Origin of the sequence: Vibrio natriegens NBRC 15636 = ATCC 14048 = DSM 759 (genome assembly GCF_035621455.1) — a bacterium.
Lineage (GTDB): Bacteria > Pseudomonadota > Gammaproteobacteria > Enterobacterales > Vibrionaceae > Vibrio > Vibrio natriegens.
On record NZ_CP141822.1, the window covers coordinates 2068351 to 2090399 of the forward strand.

Annotated in this window: 24 protein-coding genes; 4 read left to right on the forward strand and 20 right to left on the reverse strand. The window is 44.3% G+C overall.

What is annotated here, in order from left to right:
* Positions 1-37: 37 nt before the first annotated feature.
* Together VER99_RS09330 and cydH are read right to left on the reverse strand one after the other, a co-directional pair.
* Positions 38-1195, reverse strand: a complete 1158-nt coding sequence (locus VER99_RS09330; RefSeq protein ID WP_020335624.1) for a patatin-like phospholipase family protein — start codon at positions 1193-1195, stop codon at positions 38-40.
* A 33-nt stretch (positions 1196-1228) separates the two neighbouring features.
* Positions 1229-1321 (reverse strand): cytochrome bd-I oxidase subunit CydH, encoded by a 93-nt coding sequence (gene cydH, locus VER99_RS09335; protein ID WP_020335625.1) that lies wholly within the window; start codon positions 1319-1321, stop codon positions 1229-1231.
* A gap of 127 nt (positions 1322-1448) precedes the next feature.
* Here cydH and VER99_RS09340 point away from each other — a divergent pair, with 127 nt between their 5' ends.
* The 3 genes from VER99_RS09340 to VER99_RS09350 all read left to right on the forward strand — a co-directional run bounded on the left by VER99_RS09340 (position 1449) and on the right by VER99_RS09350 (position 4065).
* Positions 1449-2039, forward strand: a complete 591-nt coding sequence (locus tag VER99_RS09340; protein WP_020335626.1) for an outer membrane beta-barrel protein — start codon at positions 1449-1451, stop codon at positions 2037-2039.
* A 467-nt stretch (positions 2040-2506) separates the two neighbouring features.
* A complete protein-coding gene (locus VER99_RS09345) occupies positions 2507-3973 on the forward strand; it encodes a sodium-dependent transporter (RefSeq protein WP_020335627.1) in 1467 nt (488 codons plus the stop codon).
* Positions 3970-4065: a MetS family NSS transporter small subunit gene (locus VER99_RS09350; RefSeq protein ID WP_020335628.1), complete on the forward strand. Its 96-nt coding sequence runs from the start codon at positions 3970-3972 to the stop codon at positions 4063-4065. Before VER99_RS09345 ends, VER99_RS09350 begins: the two co-directional genes overlap by 4 nt.
* Positions 4066-4136: 71 nt before the next feature.
* Here VER99_RS09350 and VER99_RS09355 read toward each other — a convergent pair whose 3' ends face one another.
* From VER99_RS09355 to yceD, 17 genes are all read right to left on the reverse strand, one after another.
* Positions 4137-4547 carry a hypothetical protein gene (locus VER99_RS09355; protein ID WP_014232481.1) on the reverse strand — a complete coding sequence of 137 codons (411 nt, stop codon included), beginning with the start codon at positions 4545-4547 and terminating at the stop codon, positions 4137-4139.
* Positions 4548-4811: 264 nt separating this feature from the next.
* Complete coding sequence (ptsG, locus tag VER99_RS09360; RefSeq protein WP_020335630.1) at positions 4812-6242, reverse strand: PTS glucose transporter subunit IIBC; 1431 nt, start codon at positions 6240-6242, stop codon at positions 4812-4814.
* 485 nt (positions 6243-6727) lie between these two features.
* Positions 6728-7186, reverse strand: coding sequence for a hypothetical protein (locus tag VER99_RS09365; protein ID WP_014232483.1), 459 nt, complete (start codon positions 7184-7186; stop codon positions 6728-6730).
* Positions 7186-8802: a PTS transporter subunit EIIC gene (locus VER99_RS09370; protein WP_020335632.1), complete on the reverse strand. Its 1617-nt coding sequence runs from the start codon at positions 8800-8802 to the stop codon at positions 7186-7188. Before VER99_RS09370 ends, VER99_RS09365 begins: the two co-directional genes overlap by 1 nt.
* A gap of 446 nt (positions 8803-9248) precedes the next feature.
* Entirely contained in the window at positions 9249-10016 is a 768-nt protein-coding gene (locus VER99_RS09375; protein WP_020335633.1) for a TatD family hydrolase, read from the reverse strand.
* Positions 10007-10969, reverse strand: coding sequence for a DNA polymerase III subunit delta' (locus VER99_RS09380; RefSeq protein WP_020335634.1), 963 nt, complete (start codon positions 10967-10969; stop codon positions 10007-10009). The genes VER99_RS09375 and VER99_RS09380 overlap by 10 nt, the downstream gene beginning before the upstream one ends.
* Positions 10970-10994: 25 nt before the next feature.
* Positions 10995-11627: a dTMP kinase gene (gene tmk, locus VER99_RS09385; protein WP_024372811.1), complete on the reverse strand. Its 633-nt coding sequence runs from the start codon at positions 11625-11627 to the stop codon at positions 10995-10997.
* Positions 11624-12640, reverse strand: a complete 1017-nt coding sequence (mltG, locus tag VER99_RS09390; protein ID WP_020335636.1) for an endolytic transglycosylase MltG — start codon at positions 12638-12640, stop codon at positions 11624-11626. Before mltG ends, tmk begins: the two co-directional genes overlap by 4 nt.
* On the reverse strand, positions 12637-13452 hold the full coding sequence (gene pabC / locus VER99_RS09395; protein WP_024372812.1) for an aminodeoxychorismate lyase: 816 nt from the start codon (positions 13450-13452) through the stop codon (positions 12637-12639). The genes mltG and pabC overlap by 4 nt, the downstream gene beginning before the upstream one ends.
* A gap of 125 nt (positions 13453-13577) precedes the next feature.
* A complete protein-coding gene (fabF, locus tag VER99_RS09400; protein ID WP_014232490.1) occupies positions 13578-14828 on the reverse strand; it encodes a beta-ketoacyl-ACP synthase II in 1251 nt (416 codons plus the stop codon).
* Positions 14829-14921: 93 nt separating this feature from the next.
* A complete protein-coding gene (acpP, locus tag VER99_RS09405) occupies positions 14922-15155 on the reverse strand; it encodes an acyl carrier protein (RefSeq protein ID WP_004406112.1) in 234 nt (77 codons plus the stop codon).
* 247 nt (positions 15156-15402) lie between these two features.
* On the reverse strand, positions 15403-16137 hold the full coding sequence (fabG, locus tag VER99_RS09410; protein WP_024372813.1) for a 3-oxoacyl-ACP reductase FabG: 735 nt from the start codon (positions 16135-16137) through the stop codon (positions 15403-15405).
* Between the two features lie 41 nt (positions 16138-16178).
* A complete protein-coding gene (fabD, locus tag VER99_RS09415; protein WP_020335642.1) occupies positions 16179-17102 on the reverse strand; it encodes an ACP S-malonyltransferase in 924 nt (307 codons plus the stop codon).
* A gap of 76 nt (positions 17103-17178) precedes the next feature.
* Entirely contained in the window at positions 17179-18129 is a 951-nt protein-coding gene (locus VER99_RS09420; RefSeq protein WP_020335643.1) for a beta-ketoacyl-ACP synthase III, read from the reverse strand.
* 5 nt (positions 18130-18134) lie between these two features.
* Positions 18135-19160 carry a phosphate acyltransferase PlsX gene (plsX, locus tag VER99_RS09425; RefSeq protein ID WP_020335644.1) on the reverse strand — a complete coding sequence of 342 codons (1026 nt, stop codon included), beginning with the start codon at positions 19158-19160 and terminating at the stop codon, positions 18135-18137.
* Between the two features lie 10 nt (positions 19161-19170).
* Complete coding sequence (rpmF, locus tag VER99_RS09430; protein ID WP_014232495.1) at positions 19171-19341, reverse strand: 50S ribosomal protein L32; 171 nt, start codon at positions 19339-19341, stop codon at positions 19171-19173.
* Positions 19342-19400: 59 nt separating this feature from the next.
* Entirely contained in the window at positions 19401-19925 is a 525-nt protein-coding gene (gene yceD, locus VER99_RS09435; RefSeq protein WP_014232496.1) for a 23S rRNA accumulation protein YceD, read from the reverse strand.
* Positions 19926-20074: 149 nt separating this feature from the next.
* Between yceD and VER99_RS09440 the strand changes: the two genes are divergently transcribed.
* Positions 20075-20656 carry a Maf family protein gene (locus VER99_RS09440; RefSeq protein ID WP_020335645.1) on the forward strand — a complete coding sequence of 194 codons (582 nt, stop codon included), beginning with the start codon at positions 20075-20077 and terminating at the stop codon, positions 20654-20656.
* Positions 20657-20712: 56 nt separating this feature from the next.
* Here the strand turns inward: VER99_RS09440 and rluC are convergent, their stop codons facing one another.
* On the reverse strand, positions 20713-21657 hold the full coding sequence (gene rluC, locus VER99_RS09445; protein WP_024372814.1) for a 23S rRNA pseudouridine(955/2504/2580) synthase RluC: 945 nt from the start codon (positions 21655-21657) through the stop codon (positions 20713-20715).
* Positions 21658-22049 lie beyond the last annotated feature (392 nt).

Genomic DNA, 22049 nt, shown 5'->3' on the forward strand with positions numbered 1-22049 from the left:
GAGCCCTTTTTATTTTCATCTGAAGCGAATGAAAACACTACGCGCTTTCACGCCCATCTAAGTCAAGATCAATATTCAGTTGGTCATAAAGCTGAACGAAGTTATAACCAGCCTGCAAACCCAACTGATAGTCATGTTCTAAATCTTCAGGGTCGCTTAACAAAGAAGAGGACCGAAGCACTTCTCTGGGTGCAATCTGTAGAATAAAAGTATCATCTGGTGGTGTAGAGAGAAACGCTTGTGTCAGCTCGAATGTTTGATAATGGATCATCAACATATCAGCCAAACCGGAGTCGAAGTTTTCCCCGATAAGATGACTCAATCGATACAAGTTATCCGCCCCAAACAGCCATCGCCCGCCATTCAAAAGCATTTCGCCAGCCAGCTTAGATTGATGGGCCGTGTTAATTTTCTGCTGAAAAAAGGATGCCCAGTCTGACTTCCACTGGCTCACTTTCTGTTGCCACGATTGCTGCACGGAGTTTATCGATTCTCGATACCACTGGACAGACTTATCCCCGACTTCACTTTGTACTCTTGCGTCGATTTCTGAGTAAGGCTCCGTTCGGATAACAATAATATTGCGCGCATTCTGTCTCCACGCCTCCTGAGCAGGGATTGAGGCGGAAACGCCACCATCGACAAACTTACGCCCGCCAACATCGACTGGGCCAAGGTATAGTTTGGGAATCGCACACGTTGCCAACATGGTTTGAAACCAGGAATCGCCCAGCATAGGAAGGTACTGATCGGAAAGCGTCTCTACATCAGTCACGGCAGCAAAAGCCCCTCTAATGCCCAGTGCTTTGCGCCCCATATCAAGGTCCAGTTTATAGGGGAAATCCTGAATTCTTTCCAGCGCCCACTCCAGCCCCAAGTATTGCTGCTTACGAATGTAACGAAAAAGGTTAAAAAACTCAGGCGAGGTGGTCAATTCGGTAATAAACGCCTTACCCATCCCATGCTGACGGCATAAATAAGGGCAAAGGTTTAGAGCACCTGCTGAGGTACCATAGAATTCATCGAAGGGATCAAAGTTGGAAAGTAAAAATGCATCAAGCACTCCAGCGGTAAAAATTCCTCGCTGCCCTCCTCCTTGCGTGACAAGAGCAGTTTTGCCATGTCTGAAATGTTCGTAAACATTGATATCGAGTTCAGTATGGCTATCGGTGATTATACCGCTGTTACGTATCATCGGCTTAAGTCTTCTAATAAAGCTAAACTTAGATTAAGCCGAAGTAATCGCAATAATTCCGTATGACAAAAGAACTGCGAAAACAGCGGCAACGATGATTAGTGCGGATTTGAGATCGTGTTCCATAAACACCTCCTTGAACTGTAACAAATTAATAACACCAGCGTGAAACATGTTCAAGATTTGCTTAATTTGTTCGCACGATTTTGACTAAGCCATCACAATTAGCTTAGGCATAATAAGGAGATAGGGCATGAAGAATAACGTCGGCTATTTGATTGGAACTATTTTGATGAGCGTTGCTTTCAACGTCCAAGCAAATGTAATCGTCACACCATTTATTGGATATACCGCTGGCGGCAAAGTGGAGGACACGGATGCCAATACCTACGACATCGATGCAGCGACGAGTTACGCGTTGGCAATCGAAACACCTTTTCTTAAGGGGCGAGTCGGTCTTTTTTATTCCTATCAACCAACAGAACTAAAATCACTGTCCAACTCAGCAGACATTCATTACCTGCAGTTTCAAAGTAGCCTCGCCTATCCCATTGCACAGGGTTGGCAGACATACGCCGGCTTGGGGTTAGGCGGCTCTTATACTGATGTGAACTGGGCGGATAAAAAAGTGGGGTTTTCTGCGAGTGCGTTTGCCGGTATTGAATATGAATACTCTCAAGCAATTGCTTTAACGGCACAACTACGTTGGCTAGGTACAGTCGTCGACAACGACACTTCAGGTTCATGCACATTGCCATCTGATGGCTCCAACTGCATCATCAAGTATGACACCGATTGGATGAACCAATTTCAATCTAATGTCGGAATTAGTTTTCGCTTTTAACTGCAACACAATGACGAAACATCGTCTAGATGGTGTACAAAAGCTAGACGTACACCCTAAATAATCAAAATAGTCCTTATAACCATGTAATCGACCTCATTGCAGTCATTTGTTTTGAGATCAAGCTTACACAACTCAAATAAACTCCAGAAAAACGAATATTAACCATATTATAACCAGACAAAATACTATTATTAACATTTAGAATCTGTTGCGCTTGTAATTATTAGAAGTTAGTCTGAATAGCGAAAACAGATAAATATTTCAGTTTTATCAAACACACATCATAAATTTAAGAGTTAAACTCTAAATTCTTTCATGTGAAGCAGAATAAAAAACGGCAAATCAATAACTACTTAGAATTTAGGCCATAAAAACTGATGGATAGCAGTTTCCCTAACTTTTAATAAATTGCCCTGCTTTACAGAAAGAGCTTCATTCCTTAGGGAGTTGTACAGGAGTCAAATATGAAGCGAGAACAATGGGGATCCCGCGCAGGGTTCATCTTAGCAGCAGTAGGTTCAGCGATCGGTCTGGGTAACATTTGGCGTTTCCCATACATGGCCTACGAAAACGGTGGCGGCGCATTTTTTATTCCTTACCTTTTTGCCATGATCACTGCAGGTATTCCATTCATGATCCTAGAGTTCAGTATGGGTCAAAAATACCGTGGCTCAGCACCAAAGACACTAGCAAAGATTCATTCAAAATTTGAGTGGCTTGGTTGGTTTCAGGTGGGTGTCGCAGCAGTCATCGCCGTTTACTATGTAGCCGTGATCGGCTGGTCTATTTCTTACTTTGGTCTGTCGTTCAGCCAAGGTTGGGGAGCAGATACAAACGCGTTTTTCTTCAGTGAATACCTAAAGTTAGGTGATAATTCACCAACGAATCTAGGCAGTATCCAATGGAAGATTGCGTTGTCTATGGTGATAGCTTGGGCCGTTACTTATGTTGCGATTGCAAGCGGCGTGAAGTCAGGAATCGAGCGTGCATCTAAAATCATGATGCCAATTCTTTTCTTGATGGTGCTGTTCCTTATCGGGCGCATGGTGTTCTTACCAGGTGCACTGAACGGCGTGAACTACATGTTCGAACCAGACTTCAGCAAAATTTGGGACGTTAAAGTATGGGCAGCCGCTTATGGTCAGATCTTCTTTACCCTAAGTATTGGTTTTGCCATCATGCTGGCCTACTCTAGCTACTTGCCAGAGAAATCAGACATCACAAACAATGCGTTCATGACGGTATTGATTAACTGTGGTTTCTCTATCCTATCCGGCATCATGATCTTCTCGGTATTGGGCTACATGGCTCAGGAGCAAGGTAAACCATTAACAGAGGTGGTTTCTGCGGGTGTTGGTCTTGCGTTTGTAACGTTACCAGCGGCAATTAACTTATTGCCAGCACCTTACATTCTTGGTCCACTGTTCTTCTTTGCTCTAGTTGTAGCAGGCTTAAGCTCTCATATCTCAATCATGGAAGCAGTAACCTCAGCAATTATCGACAAATTAAACTGGAGTCGTAAGAAAGCCGCAAACGTGGTTATCGGTACTGGTTTCGTCGTATCCATGGCATTCGCAACCAATGGTGGTCTGCTATTGCTCGACCTGGTCGATCATTTTGCAAACAACGTCGGTATCATGGTCGGTGGCTTAGTAGAAATCGTATTGATGGCATGGCTACTAAACCGTGTATCAGAAGTTCGTGGCTACGTTAACGAGCGTTCGGACTTCTCAATCGGCCAATGGTTTGAAATCTGCTTGCGTTTCGTAACACCACTTATGCTAGCTGTAATCTTAGCAACCAAGCTTTATGCTCTATTTACCGACGGCTACGGTGGTTACGATTTGACATTGGGCTGGGCGTTGATCGCAGCACTCTTTATCTTCGGGCTATTAATTAACGCAGTAAACCGCAAGGAGAAAACAAAATGACAGTCAGTGCAATCATCATGATGGTTCTTGGTTTAGGTATTACTTGGGGTGGTGCCGCCGTTTGTATCAAACGAGCGATGAATAAACAATAACCGTAACGTTAACAATAAAAATGCCGGCTTACTTAGCCGGCATTTTTTATTGGACGTTAATCAAATTGGTATTAGAAGCTGTATTTCACGCCCACTGCACCACCAAGCTGTAAGTCTACACCTTTGTACAGGTCAAGCTCTGGATGTAGCTGTGCATACACATCCCAGCCCTGAGATAGGTCCCAATTGACACCTAGTGGTACGCGCACACCAAATTCATCGTCCCACTCATACCAACCACCAACACCGACATACCAAGTCACTGGCACGTTTTGGTCGAACGTACCACGTTTAGCAATGTAGTCAAAAGCCATGCCGTCGTTACCGATAATTCCACGGTACGTATTATCTATCTCAACAACAACACTCAATTGCTGATCGACTGCCATACCAACAGCTAAATCAGATGTTCCATTAGCCGCCATTGCAGCGCCAGACGTCAGTCCTGCTGCCAGTATTATTAGTTTCTTCTTCATAACCATTATCAATTCTTAAAAAAACATCGTGCATAATTCAAACACGACTGGATTTTATAATGTCAATGAAGGGTAAGAAGGATGTAGGGATACGCTCAAAAAAGTAAAGATGAGTTTATTGTCACATGAATACAGCAAAGCACTTTAAGGAAGAAGTATCGATATAGGAAGTTTGTACAACTATGAGGTGATTCACGTATGAGGTTAGAGCACGCAGACATTAAAAAGGAGGCCGAAGCCCCCTTTCACATAAGTAATGGATAACTGAGATTAGCCGTGGTTACGAATCCACTCATCCATTTCTGTTTTTAGATTATCAGACTTAGTACCGAAGATAGCCTGAACACCACCAGCTACAACAACAACACCTGCTGCGCCTAGCTGTTTTAGTTTGTCTTGGTCGACAGCTGCAGTATCAGCTACTGCAACACGCAGACGAGTAATACATGCATCTAAACCTGTGATGTTCGCTTTGCCACCGAATGCTGCTACGAGTTCACCGCCCATGTCTGAGCCAGAAGTTGTTGCAGCTGCTTCAGCTTCATCTTCACGGCCCGGTGTTTTTAGGTCAAGAGCAGTGATTACTGCACGGAACACAACGTAGTAGATAACCGCGTAAACCAGACCTACACCAATCATCAGAACCATCTTCTGAGCATTACCAGACAACACTAAGAAGTCGATAAGACCGTGAGAGAAAGAAGTACCGTGAACAAAGCCTAGCGTGTTCGAAACAACGTATGCAGAACCAGCTAGTAGCGCGTGGATTCCGTATAGTAGCGGAGCAACGAATAGGAACGAGAACTCGATTGGCTCAGTAATACCAGTAAGGAATGATGTTAACGCAGCTGACGCCATGATACCCATTACCTTCGCGCGGTTTTCAGGCTTAGCACAATGAGCAATAGCAATAGCTGCCGCTGGTAGACCGAACATTTTGAACATGTAACCACCCGCTAGCTGACCGAAGCCATTACCAGCAGCACGTGATGCTTCATCAGCAACAAGGTAACAAGTTAACACGCCGTTTTGAGCTTGGCCTGCAGCGTTAACACATTTACCTGCTTCGAAGAAGAAAGGCACGTTCCATACATGGTGTAGACCGAATGGAATCAGTGAACGCTCAACAATACCGTAGATACCAAATGCTAGCTGTGGGTTTTGATCCGCCGCCCAGTGAGAGAACGCACTGATACCGCTACCAATTGGTGGCCAGATTACAGAAAGGATAACACCAAGAATGATCGCACCAAAGCCTGTGATGATTGGCACTGCACGTTTACCCGCGAAGAAGCCAAGGTATTCAGGTAGCTGAATCTTGAAGAAACGGTTGAATGCCCAAGCAGCCAAACCACCACTTAAGATACCGCCTAGTACACCAGTATCGATTTTTTCAACACCCATGACGCCAGCCATTACACCAAGCGTCGCTGTCATAATACCGTAACCAACGATTGCAGCCAGACCTGCTACACCATCGTTATTTGTGAAGCCTAGAGCAACACCGACAGCAAATAGCAAGGCCATTTGGCCAAATACAGAACCACCAGCTTGTTCCATTAGGTTAGAAACAATCTCTGGAATGAAACTCAGATGGGCAGCACCAACACCCAGAAGAATACCTGCAACCGGCAATACCGATACTGGAAGCATCAGTGATTTACCGACTTTTTGCAGGTTAGCAAAAAGGTTTTTGAACATGTTCAAGCTCCTGATAAGTATATAAGTATTATTTGGGTACTAACGGCCACCCCCCGTAGCCTAAATGTTAGCACCCAATTAAGATGTAACCACAAATTGAGTATATTTTATGGCTCAAAATATATTATTGATAACCCTCAAAGTTCGATGACAATAATCCTTTCAAGATCACGAAAACAACAAATTGATTGGCAAATTACTCTAAAAAATGCGACTCATACCGCCCATCAATGCCTTATTGGTAAATATAAATACGGCGAATATCACTAAAAGAATAAAGTAGACAAAATCGCAGCGTCAATTATGAGTTCAATAAACACCAGATCTATAAATTGACGAAAAAATCTATCAGAAGCATAGGCGATAAATAGCACTTAGGATGCTGAAATCGAGAATAAATTAAAAATGAAGGGATGATGAGTTTAGGCTTTTTAGAATATAAAAAAGCCCGCTGACTTATCGCGGGCTTTTACTAGAAAGAAATGTTACTTCTGAGCTTGCTGGGCGTGGACCTCATGCAAAGGTTCTCTGTCATACATGTAAAACTGTATCGCTGAGTACGCTGCATAAAGCCCTAGCGTTGCAAGAAAATATACAATCTTCTCTCTTTCACGAGATAAATATGATGACAAATCAAGTTGCGCAATCCCGCGACTGTTCTCTACTTGAAGCAGATACTTACCTAGCGACTTGTTTATCATTTTAAAACAAACCGCGCAGTATCCTAGGTAGATGCCGATATAGGTCAACAGCATAATCACTACCGTTGCCAATAAAACCGGCAGAGCCATATCATCGTTGAGTGATAAGCCCGAAACCTTATCGCTCCATAAACTAGACACGAGAAGTGCGAGAACAGACAAGACGACCTGAGTAAACATCTTAGCTATCATCAGGTCGACAACGAATGCGCCTGTTCTACGAAATTTGTCACCAATACTCATTATTTACCAAGTAGCGAGTTAATTTGAGCTTTGTAACCAGCAGCTTCAGCACCGTAAATAGCCTGAATACCAGTGTCGCCAACTTTAACTAGACCACGAGCACCAAGCTCCTGAGTCCAGTAATCGTTATCTTTAACTTCAGCACCACTTTTCACAGTGATACGTAGACGAGTGATACAAGCATCAACGTCAACGATGTTCTCAGCACCACCAAGTGCTTCGATCATGTCTTTTGCTTTTTGGTTGTCACCAGCACCGCCTTTCGCTGCGTGGTAGTCTTTCTTAGATACAACCGCTACTGCGCTGCCTTTGCGACCCGGAGTTTTAATGTCGAACTTAACGATAAACCAACGGAAAACAAAGAAGTAAACGAACGCGTATGCGATACCCACTAGAGGAATGTAGTACCAGTGGTTTTCAACACCAGTTACACCAGGAAGGATACCGAATAGTGAGAAGTCAATGAAACCACCACTGAACGTCATACCTACTTTAACATTCAGCATATCCATCAGCATGAACGATACACCAGCCAATGGCACGTGGATCGCGTAGTAAAGCGCTGGAGATAGGAATAGGAATGTAAATTCGATTGGCTCTGTGATACCCGTTAGAAATGCAGTTAGAGCTACAGAGAACAGTAGACCACCTGCTGCTTTCTTGTTTTCGTCATCCGCTAGTGTGTACATCGCGTATGCCGCAGCTGGTAAACCAAACATCATGAACGGGAACTTACCAGTCATGAAGTTAGTAGAAGTAAACTGAGAGAAATCGCCAGACGCTAGAGATGCGAAGAAGACGTTTTGTGTACCTTTGATCACTTCACCAGCAACTTCTGCTGTCGCGCCGATTTCTGTCTGCCAAAGTGGCAAGTAGAATACGTGGTGCAGACCTACAGGAATTAGAGAACGCTCGATAACACCGAAGATGAAAGAAGCAATGTAGCCGTGGCCAGATGCTGTCATTTCACCTAGTGCCGCACCGATAGCGCCGAACGCAGCACCAAAGAATGGCCAGATGAAAGTCAGAACGATACCGTAGAACAGCGCTGCGAAAGCACTGATAATAGGAACAAAGCGAGCACCGCCGAAGAAACCTAGGTAATCAGGCAGTTTTGCATCGTGGTATTTGTTATGAAGAACGACAGTGATTGCACCCGCAATCAAACCACCAAACACACCCATACTTAGCGTATTAGCAATACCTAGCGTATCAGCCAAGACACCCGCGTATTCACTACCCATAAGGATAACAGTGTTTGCGTCAGCGTTGATCATGTTTGCAACGACTAGCGTTTTAGCGATAGCAACGTTCATAACCAAGTAAGAGATAAGAGCCGCTAGTGCTGCAGCACCTTTTTCTGCACGAGCGAAGCCAACAGCAATCGCTAGAGCAAACATTACTGGAAGGTTTGCAAATACAATACCGCCAGCAGCAGTCATAACTTGTAGGAAGCTGTTTAACAGACTTCCATCTTGAAGCACATCGATGTTGTATGCTTCGATCATTGTTGGGTTAGTAAAACTACCCCCGATACCCAACATGATACCCGCAGCTGGTAGCAAAGCGATGGGCAGCATAATGGATTGCGAAAGTTTACTAAAGAAACCTTTCATTAGTTTTGCTCCTGATAGAATTTTTAGAATAGTTAGAGGGCTAGCGGCACACCCCCGCAGCCTGAATGCTAGCCTCTATGGAATATATAACCGCGGACGCGATATATTTTCCGGCTCTAAATATATCTCGTAACTGGTACCGGTTTCTAGCGGATGCTTGAGATTAGTTTCAAAGTAATATGCAGATCACAGTCCAAAAGCCGCTAAGCAATGCATTACATCTAATGTAAGGCGCTGATTTATTTAAATTTATTAATTAACAACATTAATTTTAAAGAGTAAATAAAATAGCCATCATTGTTACTTTTTATCACAAAATAAAGCCCGATTAATTTGACACCACAAAATCAACAAAATCAGTTAACTCATCGGGTTTATATATATAAGACGGTAATTTGATATAAAAAAAAGGAGCAAAGGCCCCTTTTTTATCAAAATCTTTATATCTATCGTAAAAAAAGATTTCTGAAGTTTTCGGTAGTTTTTTGTGCAACCTCTGAAAGAGAAGCCCCTTTAAGCTGCGCGATGTAAGCTGCCACCTCGACAACATAGGCTGGCTGATTCTCTTTGCCTCGATGCGGAACTGGTGCTAAATAAGGTGAGTCAGTTTCAATAAGTAACTTGTCCAAAGGAAGTGTCTTCACCACTTCTTTGAGTTCCGTTGCTTGACGGAAAGTGACGATCCCTGAAATAGAGATGTAAAAGCCTAAATCTAATGCGGCTTCAGCAAAAGCGAGATCTTCAGTAAAGCAGTGAATCACTCCACCACACTTCTCTGCTCCACCCTTGCGCAGAATATCTAATGTATCTGCACGAGCGTTTCTCGTGTGGATAATCAGAGGCTTATTAAGTTCAACCGCAAGTTCAACATGCTGCTCAAAACGTTCTTTTTGTAACGCAGCCGTTTCTGGCTTGTAGTGATAATCGAGACCCGTTTCACCAATCGCCACCACCTTATTGTGTGAAGCGTGCTGATGAAGTGTATCCAGAGAAAATGCACTTTCTACATCCAGAGGGTGAACGCCGCAAGAAGCGTAAACATTCTCGTAAGGCGTAATCATTTCCAACATGTTAGGAAACGAGTCCAGAGTCACCCCTACAGAGAGTAACTCTGTCACATTAGCCTGTTTGGCCTTGTTAATAACGTCTTCCACACTAGTGTGGAGATCGTCGTAATTCAGTTTGTCCAAATGACAATGCGAATCTACGAACATAATGCCTCTCGTGATTCAATTAACCAATTCATAGATAATAGCTCAACGTTTAAGCCCGGAAATGCTTGCAGTTGAGCCTTGAGTTCCATCAGCTTGTTCGCTGATGAATATAAACCGTTGTAGTTTGTTTGCTGAAGCTGATGAGCTCCCGGTAAAAGATCGCCTTCGGAAACACCAAATTGAAGCTTTTGTGCATCGGTGAGCAAATACCAGGCCCAGTTTATGGCGTTGTCAGGATTCTTCGCCATGTAAGATGCGCATCGTGATAAGTCTGCAACAACAGATGTCATCGCTTCGATGAAGTCGTGTTCGAATGTCAAATACTCATCCAATTCACCACTACTTTTTGCCGCTAGCGTTTTTATTGGTGACCCCATATTAAGCTTCAACGCATAACCAGGAAGATCGGATGCTCCGTTTTCTCTTAGCCACTGCATGGCTTGCTCGGTCGACGGTGGGGTAACGACCCAATGCTGACAGCGGCTACGTATCGTCGGAAGTAAGCGCTCTTGATTATGCGTGACAAGCAAGAACAAGCACTTCTCTCCTGGCTCTTCAAGCGTCTTTAACAACGCATTAGACGCCGACTCATTCATCATGTCCGCAGGTTCAATAACAAATAAACGATAACCGTTGAGTTGTGATGACTCATGCGCAAGGCGATTACAAGCACGGATCTGATCAACCGTTATTGCTTTGCCCTCTTTCTCTGGTTTAACCCAGTGCAAGTCTGGATGACTTTGCGATTGAACAAGCTGACAGCTATGGCAAAAGCCACAAGCTTCGCTACTGTAGTTCTGACACAGAAGCGCGTGACTAAAACGCTCAACGAGTTGTTCAACGGCCAAACCAGGCTCACTTTGTATCAACAAAGCGCCTGGGATTCGGTCTGAGTCTAAACCCGCTTTTAGATTATCCCAAATAGGGTTGAGCCATGGAAAATCATTAAACATGAGTCATTTAAATCCTCGTTCGCGCTTATTGACGCGATAACCACTCATTCAACGCCTCTTGAATATCATGAGACACTTTCTCAATCGACTGCTCAGCATTGATCACGACCACCGATGGATCACTATTGGCAATATCCAAGTAACGTTCACGTGTGCGCTCAAAGAAGCTGATGTCCATCTTCTCAATACGGTCAAGCTCACCGCGACCACGAGCACGTTCCAGACCAATTCGAGGGTCGATATCCATATAAAGCGTCAGAGCCGGTTTAAAATCACCAAGAGTCGTATCACGCAGGTTTTTCATAAGTGATGCATCGATCTGACGACCCCCACCCTGATACGCCTGAGAAGACATATCATGACGGTCACCCACGACCCACTGCCCGTTAGCTAGAGCGGGCTTGATGACGTTCTCTACAAGCTGAACACGTGCTGCGTAAAGCAGCAGCAATTCCGTCATATCCTGAAGCTCTTCACCCTCGTGTTCTTCTTTGACTAGCGCGCGCATCTTCTCTGCTAGAGGTGTACCACCGGGTTCACGAGTATTAACAATATTTTCGATACCTGCAGTTTTAAGAGTATCTAACACAGTTTGAATCGCAGTACTTTTACCCGCGCCTTCCAGGCCCTCTATGACAATAAAATTCGCTTTCATCATTTATTCTTTCTTAGTTCTCTTAAATAGGCTCTTACGGCACGATTATGCTCAGCAAGGGATTTGCTGAACACATGTCCGCCCTTTCCGCTTGCGACAAAGTATAAGTAGGCGCTCTCTTCAGGGTTCAACGCCGCAACGATTGACGCTTCTCCCGCCATGGCAATTGGCGTTGGCGGCAACCCACTAATGACATACGTATTGTATGGAGTTGGCGTGCGCAGATCTTTTTTACGAATATTGCCGTCATACTCATCGCCCATTCCGTAAATCACTGTCGGATCCGTTTGCAAACGCATACGCTTGTTCAAACGGTTAACAAACACCGATGCAACACGCTCACGCTCTGAATCAATCGCGGTCTCTTTTTCGATAATTGAAGCCAAAATCAAAGCTTGGTATTTATCTTCAAGAGGCAGTTTTTCCTGACGTGACGCCCATTGAGCATCAAGTATGCTATTTAATTTCTGATGCGCACGCTTTAGTAGCTGGCTTTCTGTGGTACCAGCAGTGTAATGGTATGTTTCTGCCAGGAATAGCCCTTCTAGCTTTTCACGTTCAATACCCAGCTTAGCCGCCATCTCCTTTTCGGAGAGTGCAGTCAAATCATGCTCTACGTAAGGTGCTTCTTTTAGCAAGGCCAACCATTCAGAAAAACGGCTGCCTTCTACAAAAGTAATCGCGAACTGATATTCTTTGCCTGTGTTGAGGTGCTCTAACGCTTGATAAAGCGACATGTTAGGCTCGAGTTGATACGTCCCTGCCCTAACTTGTAACAGTTCCGGATAAAGACGCGGAATAAAACGAGTATATTCAGAAGACTCGATAACTTCTGCTTTCACCAAGTTACGTATTATTTGGTTAAAGCTTGTACCGTTTTCTACCGTAAATAGCTGTGGTTGCTCAAGTAGAACTGGCTTATTTACGTATTGCTTCGCCTGTGAAACAACGTAAAAAACACCTGCTGCACCAATCAAAGCAATCAGTACAACAACAGCCAATAGTTTTTTAATCACGTAGTTAACTTCCCTTGCAGTCGTTGAGTCAGTTTTCCAATCGGAAATACGTTTTTCTTATTTTGTGTTGTAATGCTCGTTACAGGAGCCACACCTAATAATGAATTACACATCCAGACTTCGTCGGCATTGAGCACATCAGAAAGATAGAAGGCGTCTACCTTCACATTGATGCTATTCGCCGAGCAAAATTCAAGCACCTTACGACGCATGACACCGGCAACACCAGACAAACTTAAATCAGGCGTATAAACATTATTATCTTTAACCCAAAAAAGGTTGGCCATTGTAGTTTCAATGACATGATTTTGCACATTTAACGTTACTGCATCGGCAAACTCGGTCCCGTCAATTTCAGATTTCGCGAGCACCTGTTCTAAGCGGTTATTATGCTTGTGACCAGCAAGTAGCGGCTGAATACCTAAGCGAGTTTCACACACGCCAAGGCTTACACCATTTGATTGCCAGGCAGCGTAATGACTAGGGAAAGGAAAATTAGAAATGGTCACGGTTGGCCCTTCAATGCCATACGGGCTGTATCCGCGCCCACCTGCGCCACGACTGATATGAATTTTCACACCCGCATCATCATCTGACAAAGCCGCATTAGTGGCCCATTCAAAAACGACTTGCCAATCGGGGAAAGGAATGTGTAGCGCTTTGAGACAGGCTTCCATCCTCGCAACATGCTCAGGCCAATATACCAACTGTCCCTTCTTAGTCAGGATTGTCGAGAAGCACCCATCACCATATTGAAAGGAACGATCGCTCAATGAGACATGTGTTTGTGGACTTCCATTTACCCAAAACATTCGGCTACCTTAAAATTTGTGGCTATCAAATAAAACAAAACGGCTCAATGCTAAGCATCGAGCCGTTAGAATACAAGTTCCACTGATCTAAATTGAGTTAGACAGTGTTACTCTGAAAACAAATGTTACTCAGCGAACTTTTTGAATACCAAAGAACCGTTTGTACCGCCGAAGCCAAACGAGTTACAGATTGCGTATTCCATACCTTCAACTTTGCGCGCTGTATGCGGCACAAGGTCGATATCCAGGCCTTCTTCAGGGTCATCCAGGTTAATGGTTGGCGGAACAATTTGATCAACCAAAGACATAACCGTGATGATTGCTTCTACAGAGCCAGCAGCACCCAGTAGGTGACCTGTCATAGACTTCGTCGAAGAGACTAGAACTTGCTTAGCGCCTTCTTCACCAAGAGCACGTTTCACACCCTTGATTTCAGCCACATCACCAGCAGGAGTCGAAGTACCATGTGCGTTTACGTAACCCACCTGTGTACCTTCGATTTTAGCATCGCGCATTGCAGCTTCCATCGCCAATGCACCACCTGAACCATCTTCACTTGGAGAGGTCATGTGGTAAGCATCGCCCGACATACCAAAGCCAACTAGCTCTGCGTAGATCTTAGCTCCACGAGCCTTAGCATGTTCGTACTCTTCAAGTACCATAATGCCAGCGCCGTCACCAAGAACGAAGCCATCACGGCCTTTGTCCCATGGACGAGAAGCTTTTTGAGGTTCGTCGTTACGAGTAGATAGCGCTTTAGCAGCACCAAAGCCTGCCATACCTAACGGTGTTGACGCTTTTTCAGAACCACCAGCAACCATAGCATCAGCATCGCCATAAGCGATCATGCGAGCAGCATGGCCGATGTTATGCAGACCAGTAGTACATGCAGTAGAAATCGCGATGTTTGGACCACGAAGACCACGCATGATAGATAGGTTACCTGCAACCATGTTTACGATGGTCGAAGGAACAAAAAATGGGCTAACTTTGCGAGGGCCTTTGTCTACTAACGCAGTGTGACCTGATTCAATCAGTTCCAGACCACCAATACCTGAGCCGATGGCAACACCAACTCGAGCCGCGTTTTCTTCGGTAATTTGTAAGCCAGAGTCATCAATTGCTTGCATACCTGCTGCGACGCCGTACTGGATAAACAAATCCATTTTACGAGCATCTTTCTTAGACATGTACTCTGTGCAATCGAAATCTTTCACAAGACCTGCAAAACGAGTTGAGAAGTTCGTAGCATCAAAGTGCTCGATATTCACAATACCACTTTGACCTTCTAGCAGGGCTTTCCAAGATGATTCTACTGTGTTGCCTACCGGTGACAACATACCCATGCCAGTGACAACTACACGACGCTTGGACACGATATAATTCTCCGGGAATTGAATATTTCTATGAGAGGATAGAAGAAGTTAGAAAGAACACAGGCGGTCTAGGAGACCGCCTGGGAGAGATAATTACTGAGCGCTGTTTACGTAGTCGATTGCAGCTTGAACAGTAGTGATCTTCTCAGCTTCTTCGTCAGGAATCTCAGTGTCGAATTCCTCTTCTAGAGCCATAACTAGTTCTACAGTGTCTAGAGAATCAGCACCTAGATCGTCAACGAAAGAAGCTTCGTTTTTAACTTCTGCTTCGTCTACACCTAGCTGTTCAACAATGATTTTCTTTACGCGTTCTTCGATGTTGCTCATTTTTTCTTTTCCTTTACAGATTTCGCCTAATGCGATGATTCCGTAGTTTATTCGAACTATTGAAAGTTGCAAGGGGGTCCTTGCTGGTCAAACCACAAAATTAGCGAATTTAACCGAATTTCAATACATTTTTGACTTAAATCATGCACAAATCTTGCGCATAAGCATGACAAGTTCATGACAGTAAAGTGCAACTATAAGCTATTCTTCACAATGTAAAATAGCTTATTTTGCCGAAACTGTCGTATTAAACCATGTACATGCCACCATTTACATGCAAAGTTTCACCAGTAATGTACGCTGCTTCAGGTGAAGCAAGGAAAGCTACTGCTGATGCAATTTCGCGAGGATCACCCAAACGACCTGCAGGAACGTTAGACAAAGTTGCCGCACGTTGCTCGTCATTTAATGCCTTAGTCATGTCAGTTTCGATGAAACCTGGAGCAACAGTGTTTACTGTTACACCACGAGAAGCAACTTCACGAGCCATCGATTTAGTGAAACCGATCACACCTGCTTTTGCTGCTGCGTAGTTTGCTTGGCCTGCATTACCCATAGTACCCACTACAGAGCCTACGTTGATGATACGACCCGCACGCTTTTTCATCATGCCACGCAATACCGCTTTAGACATACGGAAAATTGGTGTCAGGTTAGTATCGATGATGTCATTCCACTCATCATCTTTCATACGCATTAGTAGGTTATCACGAGTGATACCTGCGTTGTTTACTAGAATATCGATCACACCAAACTCATCATTGATGGTTTTTAGTGCCGTTTCGATAGACTCAACGTCGGTAACGTTAAGTGTCAAACCTTTACCGTTTTCGCCTAGGTATTCGCTGATAGCAGCTGCGCCACTTTCAGATGTCGCAGTACCAATAACTGTTGCACCACGTTCAACAAGAAGTTCAGCAATCGCACGGCCAATGCCACGGCTTGCACCAGTCACTAGAGCGATCTTACCTTCTAGATTCATCATGTTGTGTTTTCCTTTTGTTATCGTGTCTTAACGCTAAATTATTTAGCCGCTTCCAACGACGCTACGTCGTTAACAGCCGCTGCACTTAGTGTCTTCACGATACGTTTTGTTAGACCTGTCAACACTTTGCCAGGACCAAGCTCAAGAAGATTCTCTACGCCTTGCTCACTCATCAGCTGTACGCTCTCAGTCCAACGAACTGGGCTATGTAGCTGGCGAACAAGCGCGTCTTTAATTTTTGCCGGATCAGTTTCAGCCGCCACATCAACGTTGTTGATCACTGGAAGCTGTGGCGCATTAAACTCAATAGACTCTAGAGCAACAGCCAGTTTTTCTGCCGCAGGTTTCATTAGAGCACAGTGAGAAGGCACTGAAACAGGAAGAGGAAGCGCACGCTTCGCACCAGCTTCTTTACATAATGCACCCGCACGCTCTACTGCGTCTTTGCTACCAGCGATAACAACTTGACCAGGAGAGTTGAAGTTTACCGGAGATACCACTTCGCCTTGCGCTGCTTCTTCACACGCTTTTGCGATAGATTCATCATCTAGGCCAATGATTGCGTACATTGCGCCAGTGCCTGCTGGTACAGCTTCTTGCATTAGCTGACCACGAAGCTCAACCAGTTTGATTGCTTCTTTAAAGTCAATCACACCTGCACATACTAGTGCTGAATACTCACCCAAGCTGTGACCTGCTAGGTTTGCAGGTTGCTCAAGACCAAGTTCTTGCCATACACGCCAAATAGCCACAGACGACGCTAACAATGCAGGCTGTGTACGGAACGTTTGATTGAGGTCTTCAGCAGGGCCATTTTGAACAAGCGCCCATAGATCGTAACCTAGTGCGTCAGATGCTTCTGCAAATGTTTGTTTTACTACGTCATATTGTTCGCCAAGCTCAGCCAGCATACCTACTGCTTGAGAACCTTGGCCTGGAAATACGATAGCAAACTTGCTCATGTTGTTTTCCTTTAAGCAATGTAAAAAGAAATAAGATGCACTTAAGTGCACCTTAAATTTTGAATACTCGTGAAACTTAGAACTTCACCAGAGCAGAGCCCCAAGTGAAACCGCCACCAAATGCCTCTAGTAGCAAAGTTTGTCCACGCTTGATGCGGCCATCGCGCACCGCTTCATCCAACGCTGTCGGAACGGTCGCTGCCGATGTATTACCATGCTTGTCTAAGGTCAATACCACTTGATCCAAAGACATTGATAGTTTCTTAGCTGTCGCTGAGATAATTCGGTAGTTCGCTTGGTGCGGTACTAGCCAGTCTAGCTCAGACTTGTGCATGTTGTTGGCTTCAAGTGTGTCTTTAACCAATTTAGACAATTGAGTTACTGCGACCTTGAATACTTCGTTGCCAGCCATGTGAAGCCATTTGTCAGCATCTTTACCACGCTCAGGCACTGGTAAGCTCAAAAGCTCACCAAATTGACCATCCGAGTATATGTGAGTAGAGATGATGCCAGGTTCTTCACTTGCTCCAACAACAACGGCACCCGCGCCGTCACCAAACAGAATAATGGTAGAACGGTCAGTCGGGTCACATGTTTTTGACAATGCGTCTGCACCAATCACCAATACGTTTTTACACATACCTGTTTTGATGTGCTGGTCAGCTACAGATAGAGCATAAACAAAGCCAGAACAAGCAGCGGCTAAGTCAAAAGCCGGACATCCTTTAATGCCAAGCTTTCCCTGCACCTGACACGCAGATGAAGGGAAAGTATGGCTACTGCTGGTAGTAGCTACAATGATAAGATCGATGTCGTTCTTATCTATACCTGCCATATCGATAGCGTTTTCAGCTGCGTAGAATGCCATGTCAGCGACAGTTTCATCTTCTGCTGCGATTCGACGCTCTTTAATACCCGTGCGAGCAACAATCCACTCATCACTTGTATCTACCATTTTCTCTAGATCTGCGTTAGTACGCACCTGAGATGGCAGGTAGCTGCCAGTACCTAAAATTTTGCTATACATGAAGACTAATAATGCCTCTCGAGTAAAACCGCTTCCAAACGATCGCTAATACGGCCTGGTACTTGTCGTTTGACCTCGTGTACTGCCTCTCCAAGTGCATTGACAATTGCAGATACATCAGCACTTCCATGGCTTTTAATGACAATGCCGCGCAATCCTAGCAAACTTGCGCCGTTATACTGGTCGGGGTTCAGTGTTTTTAGTTCATTAAATAGCCGAGAAAACAACTTTCTAGCAATCCAACCCTTTATCGTAGACGCCATCATACTGGTTTTAATTTTTTCGATAAAAAGTTGTGCTGTTCCCTCGCTGGCCTTTAAGCATACGTTACCAACAAACCCATCACAAACGATGACATCGGCAACGTCATGCAATATTTGATTACCTTCAATATAACCAACAAAATTAATTGCGTCGGTTTGAGAAAGCATTTCTGCACAGCGCTTAACGAGATCATTCCCTTTTATCTCTTCTGCACCGATATTAAGAACCGCTACGCGAGCGGGATGACCCAGGTGCTGTTCAGCCAACGCGCTGCCCATCACGGCAAACTGGAACAGGCTATCGGCATCGCAAGATACATTCGCTCCCAGATCCAACATCCAAGTGCGCTTTCCGCTGATTGTCGGTAATGCAGACACTAAAGCAGGACGATCAATGCCAGGTAACAATTTGAGAATAAAACGTGACAGCGCCATCAAAGCACCAGTGTTACCACCACTGACACAAGCATCGGCTTTTTGCTCGGAAACAAGATCGATGGCTTTACGCATCGAGCTATTTTGGCTATTGCGTAGTGCTAAAGAGGGCTTTTCTGAGTTAGAAATTACTTTCTCCGTATGGAGAATAGTCAAACGAGATTGGGTAGAAGCACCTAATTGAGATAATTCAGACGTGATCAAGGATTGATCACCAATAAGGATCACTTTTAGCTCTGGGAAATGAGACAGTGCCTGCACGGCGGCAGGCACTGTTACGCGAGGACCGAAATCCCCGCCCATTGCATCAAGTGCAACGGTAATAGTTTGCAAAGGTTCAACCTTACTTGTTGATAACCTTCTTGCCACGGTAGTAACCTTCAGCAGTTACGTTGTGGCGTAGGTGAGTTTCACCAGAAGTCGCGTCTACAGATAGAGCAGCTGTAGTTAGCGCATCGTGTGAACGACGCATACCGCGCTTAGAACGAGTTTTACGGTTTTTCTGTACGGCCATTGACCCTACTCCTATACTATTGGGTTAAAAACCTGAAGAAGAATCGGCTACCACACCTATTACTTTTTCAGACTTTTCAAAACGTCGAATGGATTCGGTTTCTTTTCCTCAATTTCTTCAGGAAGCTCACCAAAAACCATGTTATTTGAATCAACGCTACAATCCGCTTCATCGTGCATCGCAATTTGAGGTAATGCTAAGATGAACTCGTCTTCAACCAGTTGTATAAGGTCTAATTCACCGTACTCATTTAGATCTACCAAATCATAAATTTCCGGTGCTTCCTCTTCTGTCTTCTCACCGTAGTAAGGAGTGTAAAGGAATTCAACTTCACACTGATGTGTGAATACCTCATTACAACGCTGACACTCTAATTCGACTTCGATGTTAGCTTTACCAGAGATAACAACAAGTCGCTGTTCATCTATCTCAAATGACAATGAGACTTCTGCGTCGCGTTTTACGCCTTCAGTTGCTTCCGCTAAGCGTTTGAAAAGACTAGCTTGGATGATGCCATCGTAATCCAATCGTTTCTGTGCCGCCTTCGCCGGATCAACCGTTCGCGGTATTTTTACCTTTTGCATAGGGCGCGAATCTTATCTTCCAAATCAAAATTAGTCAAAGAAAAAGGCAAAAAAGTTGTACTTTTTTACGCTTAACATACAGAGCATTAGCCAGAATCATTTTTGATCGATTATCCTATCGGAAATGCTCCTGCAAATTGTAATTCAAAATGAAAAATTACCAACTGGTTTTAGCCTCAACTTCCCCTTTTCGCCGACAACTGATGGAAAAACTCTCAGTACCGTTTATTTGCCTGTCACCTGATTGCGATGAAACTCCGTTAGACGACGAAAAACCTGTAGAACTTGTGATGCGGTTAGCCGCGAATAAAGCGACGTCTTGTACACCAGATCAACCAAGCCTAATCGTCGGTAGCGATCAAGTTTGTGTGATTAACGATAAGATCGTTGGGAAACCACTCAATCGTGAAAATGCCATCGAGCAGCTACTTGCGCAAAGTGGAACCGTGATTACTTTTTATACTGGTCTTGCCGTACATAATACTGCGACTAACCATACCGAGGTTGGTTACGATACTTTCGAAGTTCACTTCCGGGATTTAACTCGTGAACAAATCGAACGATATGTAGACAGAGAAGAGCCATTTTACTGCGCAGGCAGTTTCAAAAGTGAAGGAATGGGGATTTGCTTGTTCAAGAAGCTTGTAGGGAAAGACCCGAACACGCTTGTAGGTCTGCCACTCATTGACTTGATTGATATGTTGCATGTTCAAGGGCTTGATGTCCTTTAACTCAAATAGAACTAAGGGAGCCAATGGCTCCCTTAGTTTAAGCTAGAAAAATACCGTTAAGCTTTTCTTAAATCAGCCAGTACTTTCTCTAACTTAGGTTCCATCTTCGCGTTAATTTCCATCCATTCATCATTTGAAGGGTGCTGGAACTTAATATTCGCCGCATGAAGGAACAACCTATCCAGACCATACTGACCTGTGTAAGCATCAAAACGGCGGTCACCATAACGGTCATCCCAAGCGATTGGGTGCCCGGCGTACTGCGTATGGACACGAATTTGGTGTGTACGCCCGGTGATCGGGCTCGCTTGAATCAAGGTCGCCTGTTCGAACTTCTCCAAGATCTTAAAGCGTGTCTCAGATGGCTTACCGTTTGGATTAACACGAACGATGCTGTTTACTTCATTTTTCAACAATGGCGCGTTAACCACTTTACAACTGCTTTTCCACTGCCCCATCACCAGTGCAAAATAAAACTTCTTCACTGTTTTTGCTCGGAACTGTGCTTGTAGGTGGCGAAGCGCTGAACGCTTTTTAGCCACAAGTAAAATACCAGAGGTATCACGGTCAATACGATGCACAAGCTCAAGAAAACGTGCGTCAGGACGTAAAGCACGCAGCGCTTCTATCGCACCAAACTTCAAACCACTACCGCCATGAACCGCGGTCCCGGATGGTTTGTTGAGAATAAGCATATGGTCATCTTCAAAAATGATCATATCTTCAAGCTCAGCAACGCGATTAAGTTTCGTGCTCGGCGCTACGTCGTCTTCTTTCTTCTCCATAGTAACCGGAGGAATACGAACCAGATCGCCCGCTTTTAGTTTGTACTCTGCTTTAATACGCTTTTTATTAACGCGTACCTCACCCTTTCGCACGATTCTATAAATCATGCTTTTCGGAATGTCTTTTAATTGGTTGCGCAAAAAGTTATCAATGCGCTGACCCGCCATGTCTTCATCGATGTCGACAAACTGGACTTTAGTTCTTATTTCGCTCATGCGCGCTATTGTAAACGCAAATACTCGTGACTTCACATTATTCTTTCTGCAAAAGAAACACTTGCCAGCGCAGACTGGTCTGAAATCGCCCAAGCTTTTGTTTAAATTATTAAAACTCCCTGTCAAGATTTAGGTTTGTTTTGTGTCTTCATCACTTTACACGATTCAATTGTTTAGGAAACAGCCAGTTATAAATTACAAAATTTGAATTTTGTGGCAATTTTTCTATCGTTTGCACCAAAGCAGATTGCTGATAGCGACGTGCACTGCTATAGTTCACAGCTGCTAAGGAAGGTTTGGTTACATTTTATTCACTACCATTCATTACTCCTCAAGCAGTGTGAGTAGAACGTTGAAAGTCAGGTGCTGCAATTGGCGTAAGACACGTTGAA

Excerpts from the sequence above, each read along its gene's own strand:
- VER99_RS09330 (WP_020335624.1), bottom strand. The coding sequence starts at position 1,195 with ATGATACGTAACAGCGGTATAATCACCGATAGCCATACTGAACTCGAT.
- cydH (WP_020335625.1), bottom strand. The coding sequence starts at position 1,321 with ATGGAACACGATCTCAAATCCGCACTAATCATCGTTGCCGCTGTTTTC.
- VER99_RS09340 (WP_020335626.1), top strand. The coding sequence starts at position 1,449 with ATGAAGAATAACGTCGGCTATTTGATTGGAACTATTTTGATGAGCGTT.
- VER99_RS09345 (WP_020335627.1), top strand. The coding sequence starts at position 2,507 with ATGAAGCGAGAACAATGGGGATCCCGCGCAGGGTTCATCTTAGCAGCA.
- VER99_RS09350 (WP_020335628.1), top strand. The coding sequence starts at position 3,970 with ATGACAGTCAGTGCAATCATCATGATGGTTCTTGGTTTAGGTATTACT.
- VER99_RS09355 (WP_014232481.1), bottom strand. The coding sequence starts at position 4,547 with ATGGTTATGAAGAAGAAACTAATAATACTGGCAGCAGGACTGACGTCT.
- ptsG (WP_020335630.1), bottom strand. The coding sequence starts at position 6,242 with ATGTTCAAAAACCTTTTTGCTAACCTGCAAAAAGTCGGTAAATCACTG.
- VER99_RS09365 (WP_014232483.1), bottom strand. The coding sequence starts at position 7,186 with ATGAGTATTGGTGACAAATTTCGTAGAACAGGCGCATTCGTTGTCGAC.
- VER99_RS09370 (WP_020335632.1), bottom strand. The coding sequence starts at position 8,802 with ATGAAAGGTTTCTTTAGTAAACTTTCGCAATCCATTATGCTGCCCATC.
- VER99_RS09375 (WP_020335633.1), bottom strand. The coding sequence starts at position 10,016 with ATGTTCGTAGATTCGCATTGTCATTTGGACAAACTGAATTACGACGAT.
- VER99_RS09380 (WP_020335634.1), bottom strand. The coding sequence starts at position 10,969 with ATGTTTAATGATTTTCCATGGCTCAACCCTATTTGGGATAATCTAAAA.
- tmk (WP_024372811.1), bottom strand. The coding sequence starts at position 11,627 with ATGATGAAAGCGAATTTTATTGTCATAGAGGGCCTGGAAGGCGCGGGT.
- pabC (WP_024372812.1), bottom strand. The coding sequence starts at position 13,452 with ATGTTTTGGGTAAATGGAAGTCCACAAACACATGTCTCATTGAGCGAT.
- acpP (WP_004406112.1), bottom strand. The coding sequence starts at position 15,155 with ATGAGCAACATCGAAGAACGCGTAAAGAAAATCATTGTTGAACAGCTA.
- fabG (WP_024372813.1), bottom strand. The coding sequence starts at position 16,137 with ATGAATCTAGAAGGTAAGATCGCTCTAGTGACTGGTGCAAGCCGTGGC.
- fabD (WP_020335642.1), bottom strand. The coding sequence starts at position 17,102 with ATGAGCAAGTTTGCTATCGTATTTCCAGGCCAAGGTTCTCAAGCAGTA.
- VER99_RS09420 (WP_020335643.1), bottom strand. The coding sequence starts at position 18,129 with ATGTATAGCAAAATTTTAGGTACTGGCAGCTACCTGCCATCTCAGGTG.
- rpmF (WP_014232495.1), bottom strand. The coding sequence starts at position 19,341 with ATGGCCGTACAGAAAAACCGTAAAACTCGTTCTAAGCGCGGTATGCGT.
- yceD (WP_014232496.1), bottom strand. The coding sequence starts at position 19,925 with ATGCAAAAGGTAAAAATACCGCGAACGGTTGATCCGGCGAAGGCGGCA.
- VER99_RS09440 (WP_020335645.1), top strand. The coding sequence starts at position 20,075 with ATGAAAAATTACCAACTGGTTTTAGCCTCAACTTCCCCTTTTCGCCGA.
- rluC (WP_024372814.1), bottom strand. The coding sequence starts at position 21,657 with ATGAGCGAAATAAGAACTAAAGTCCAGTTTGTCGACATCGATGAAGAC.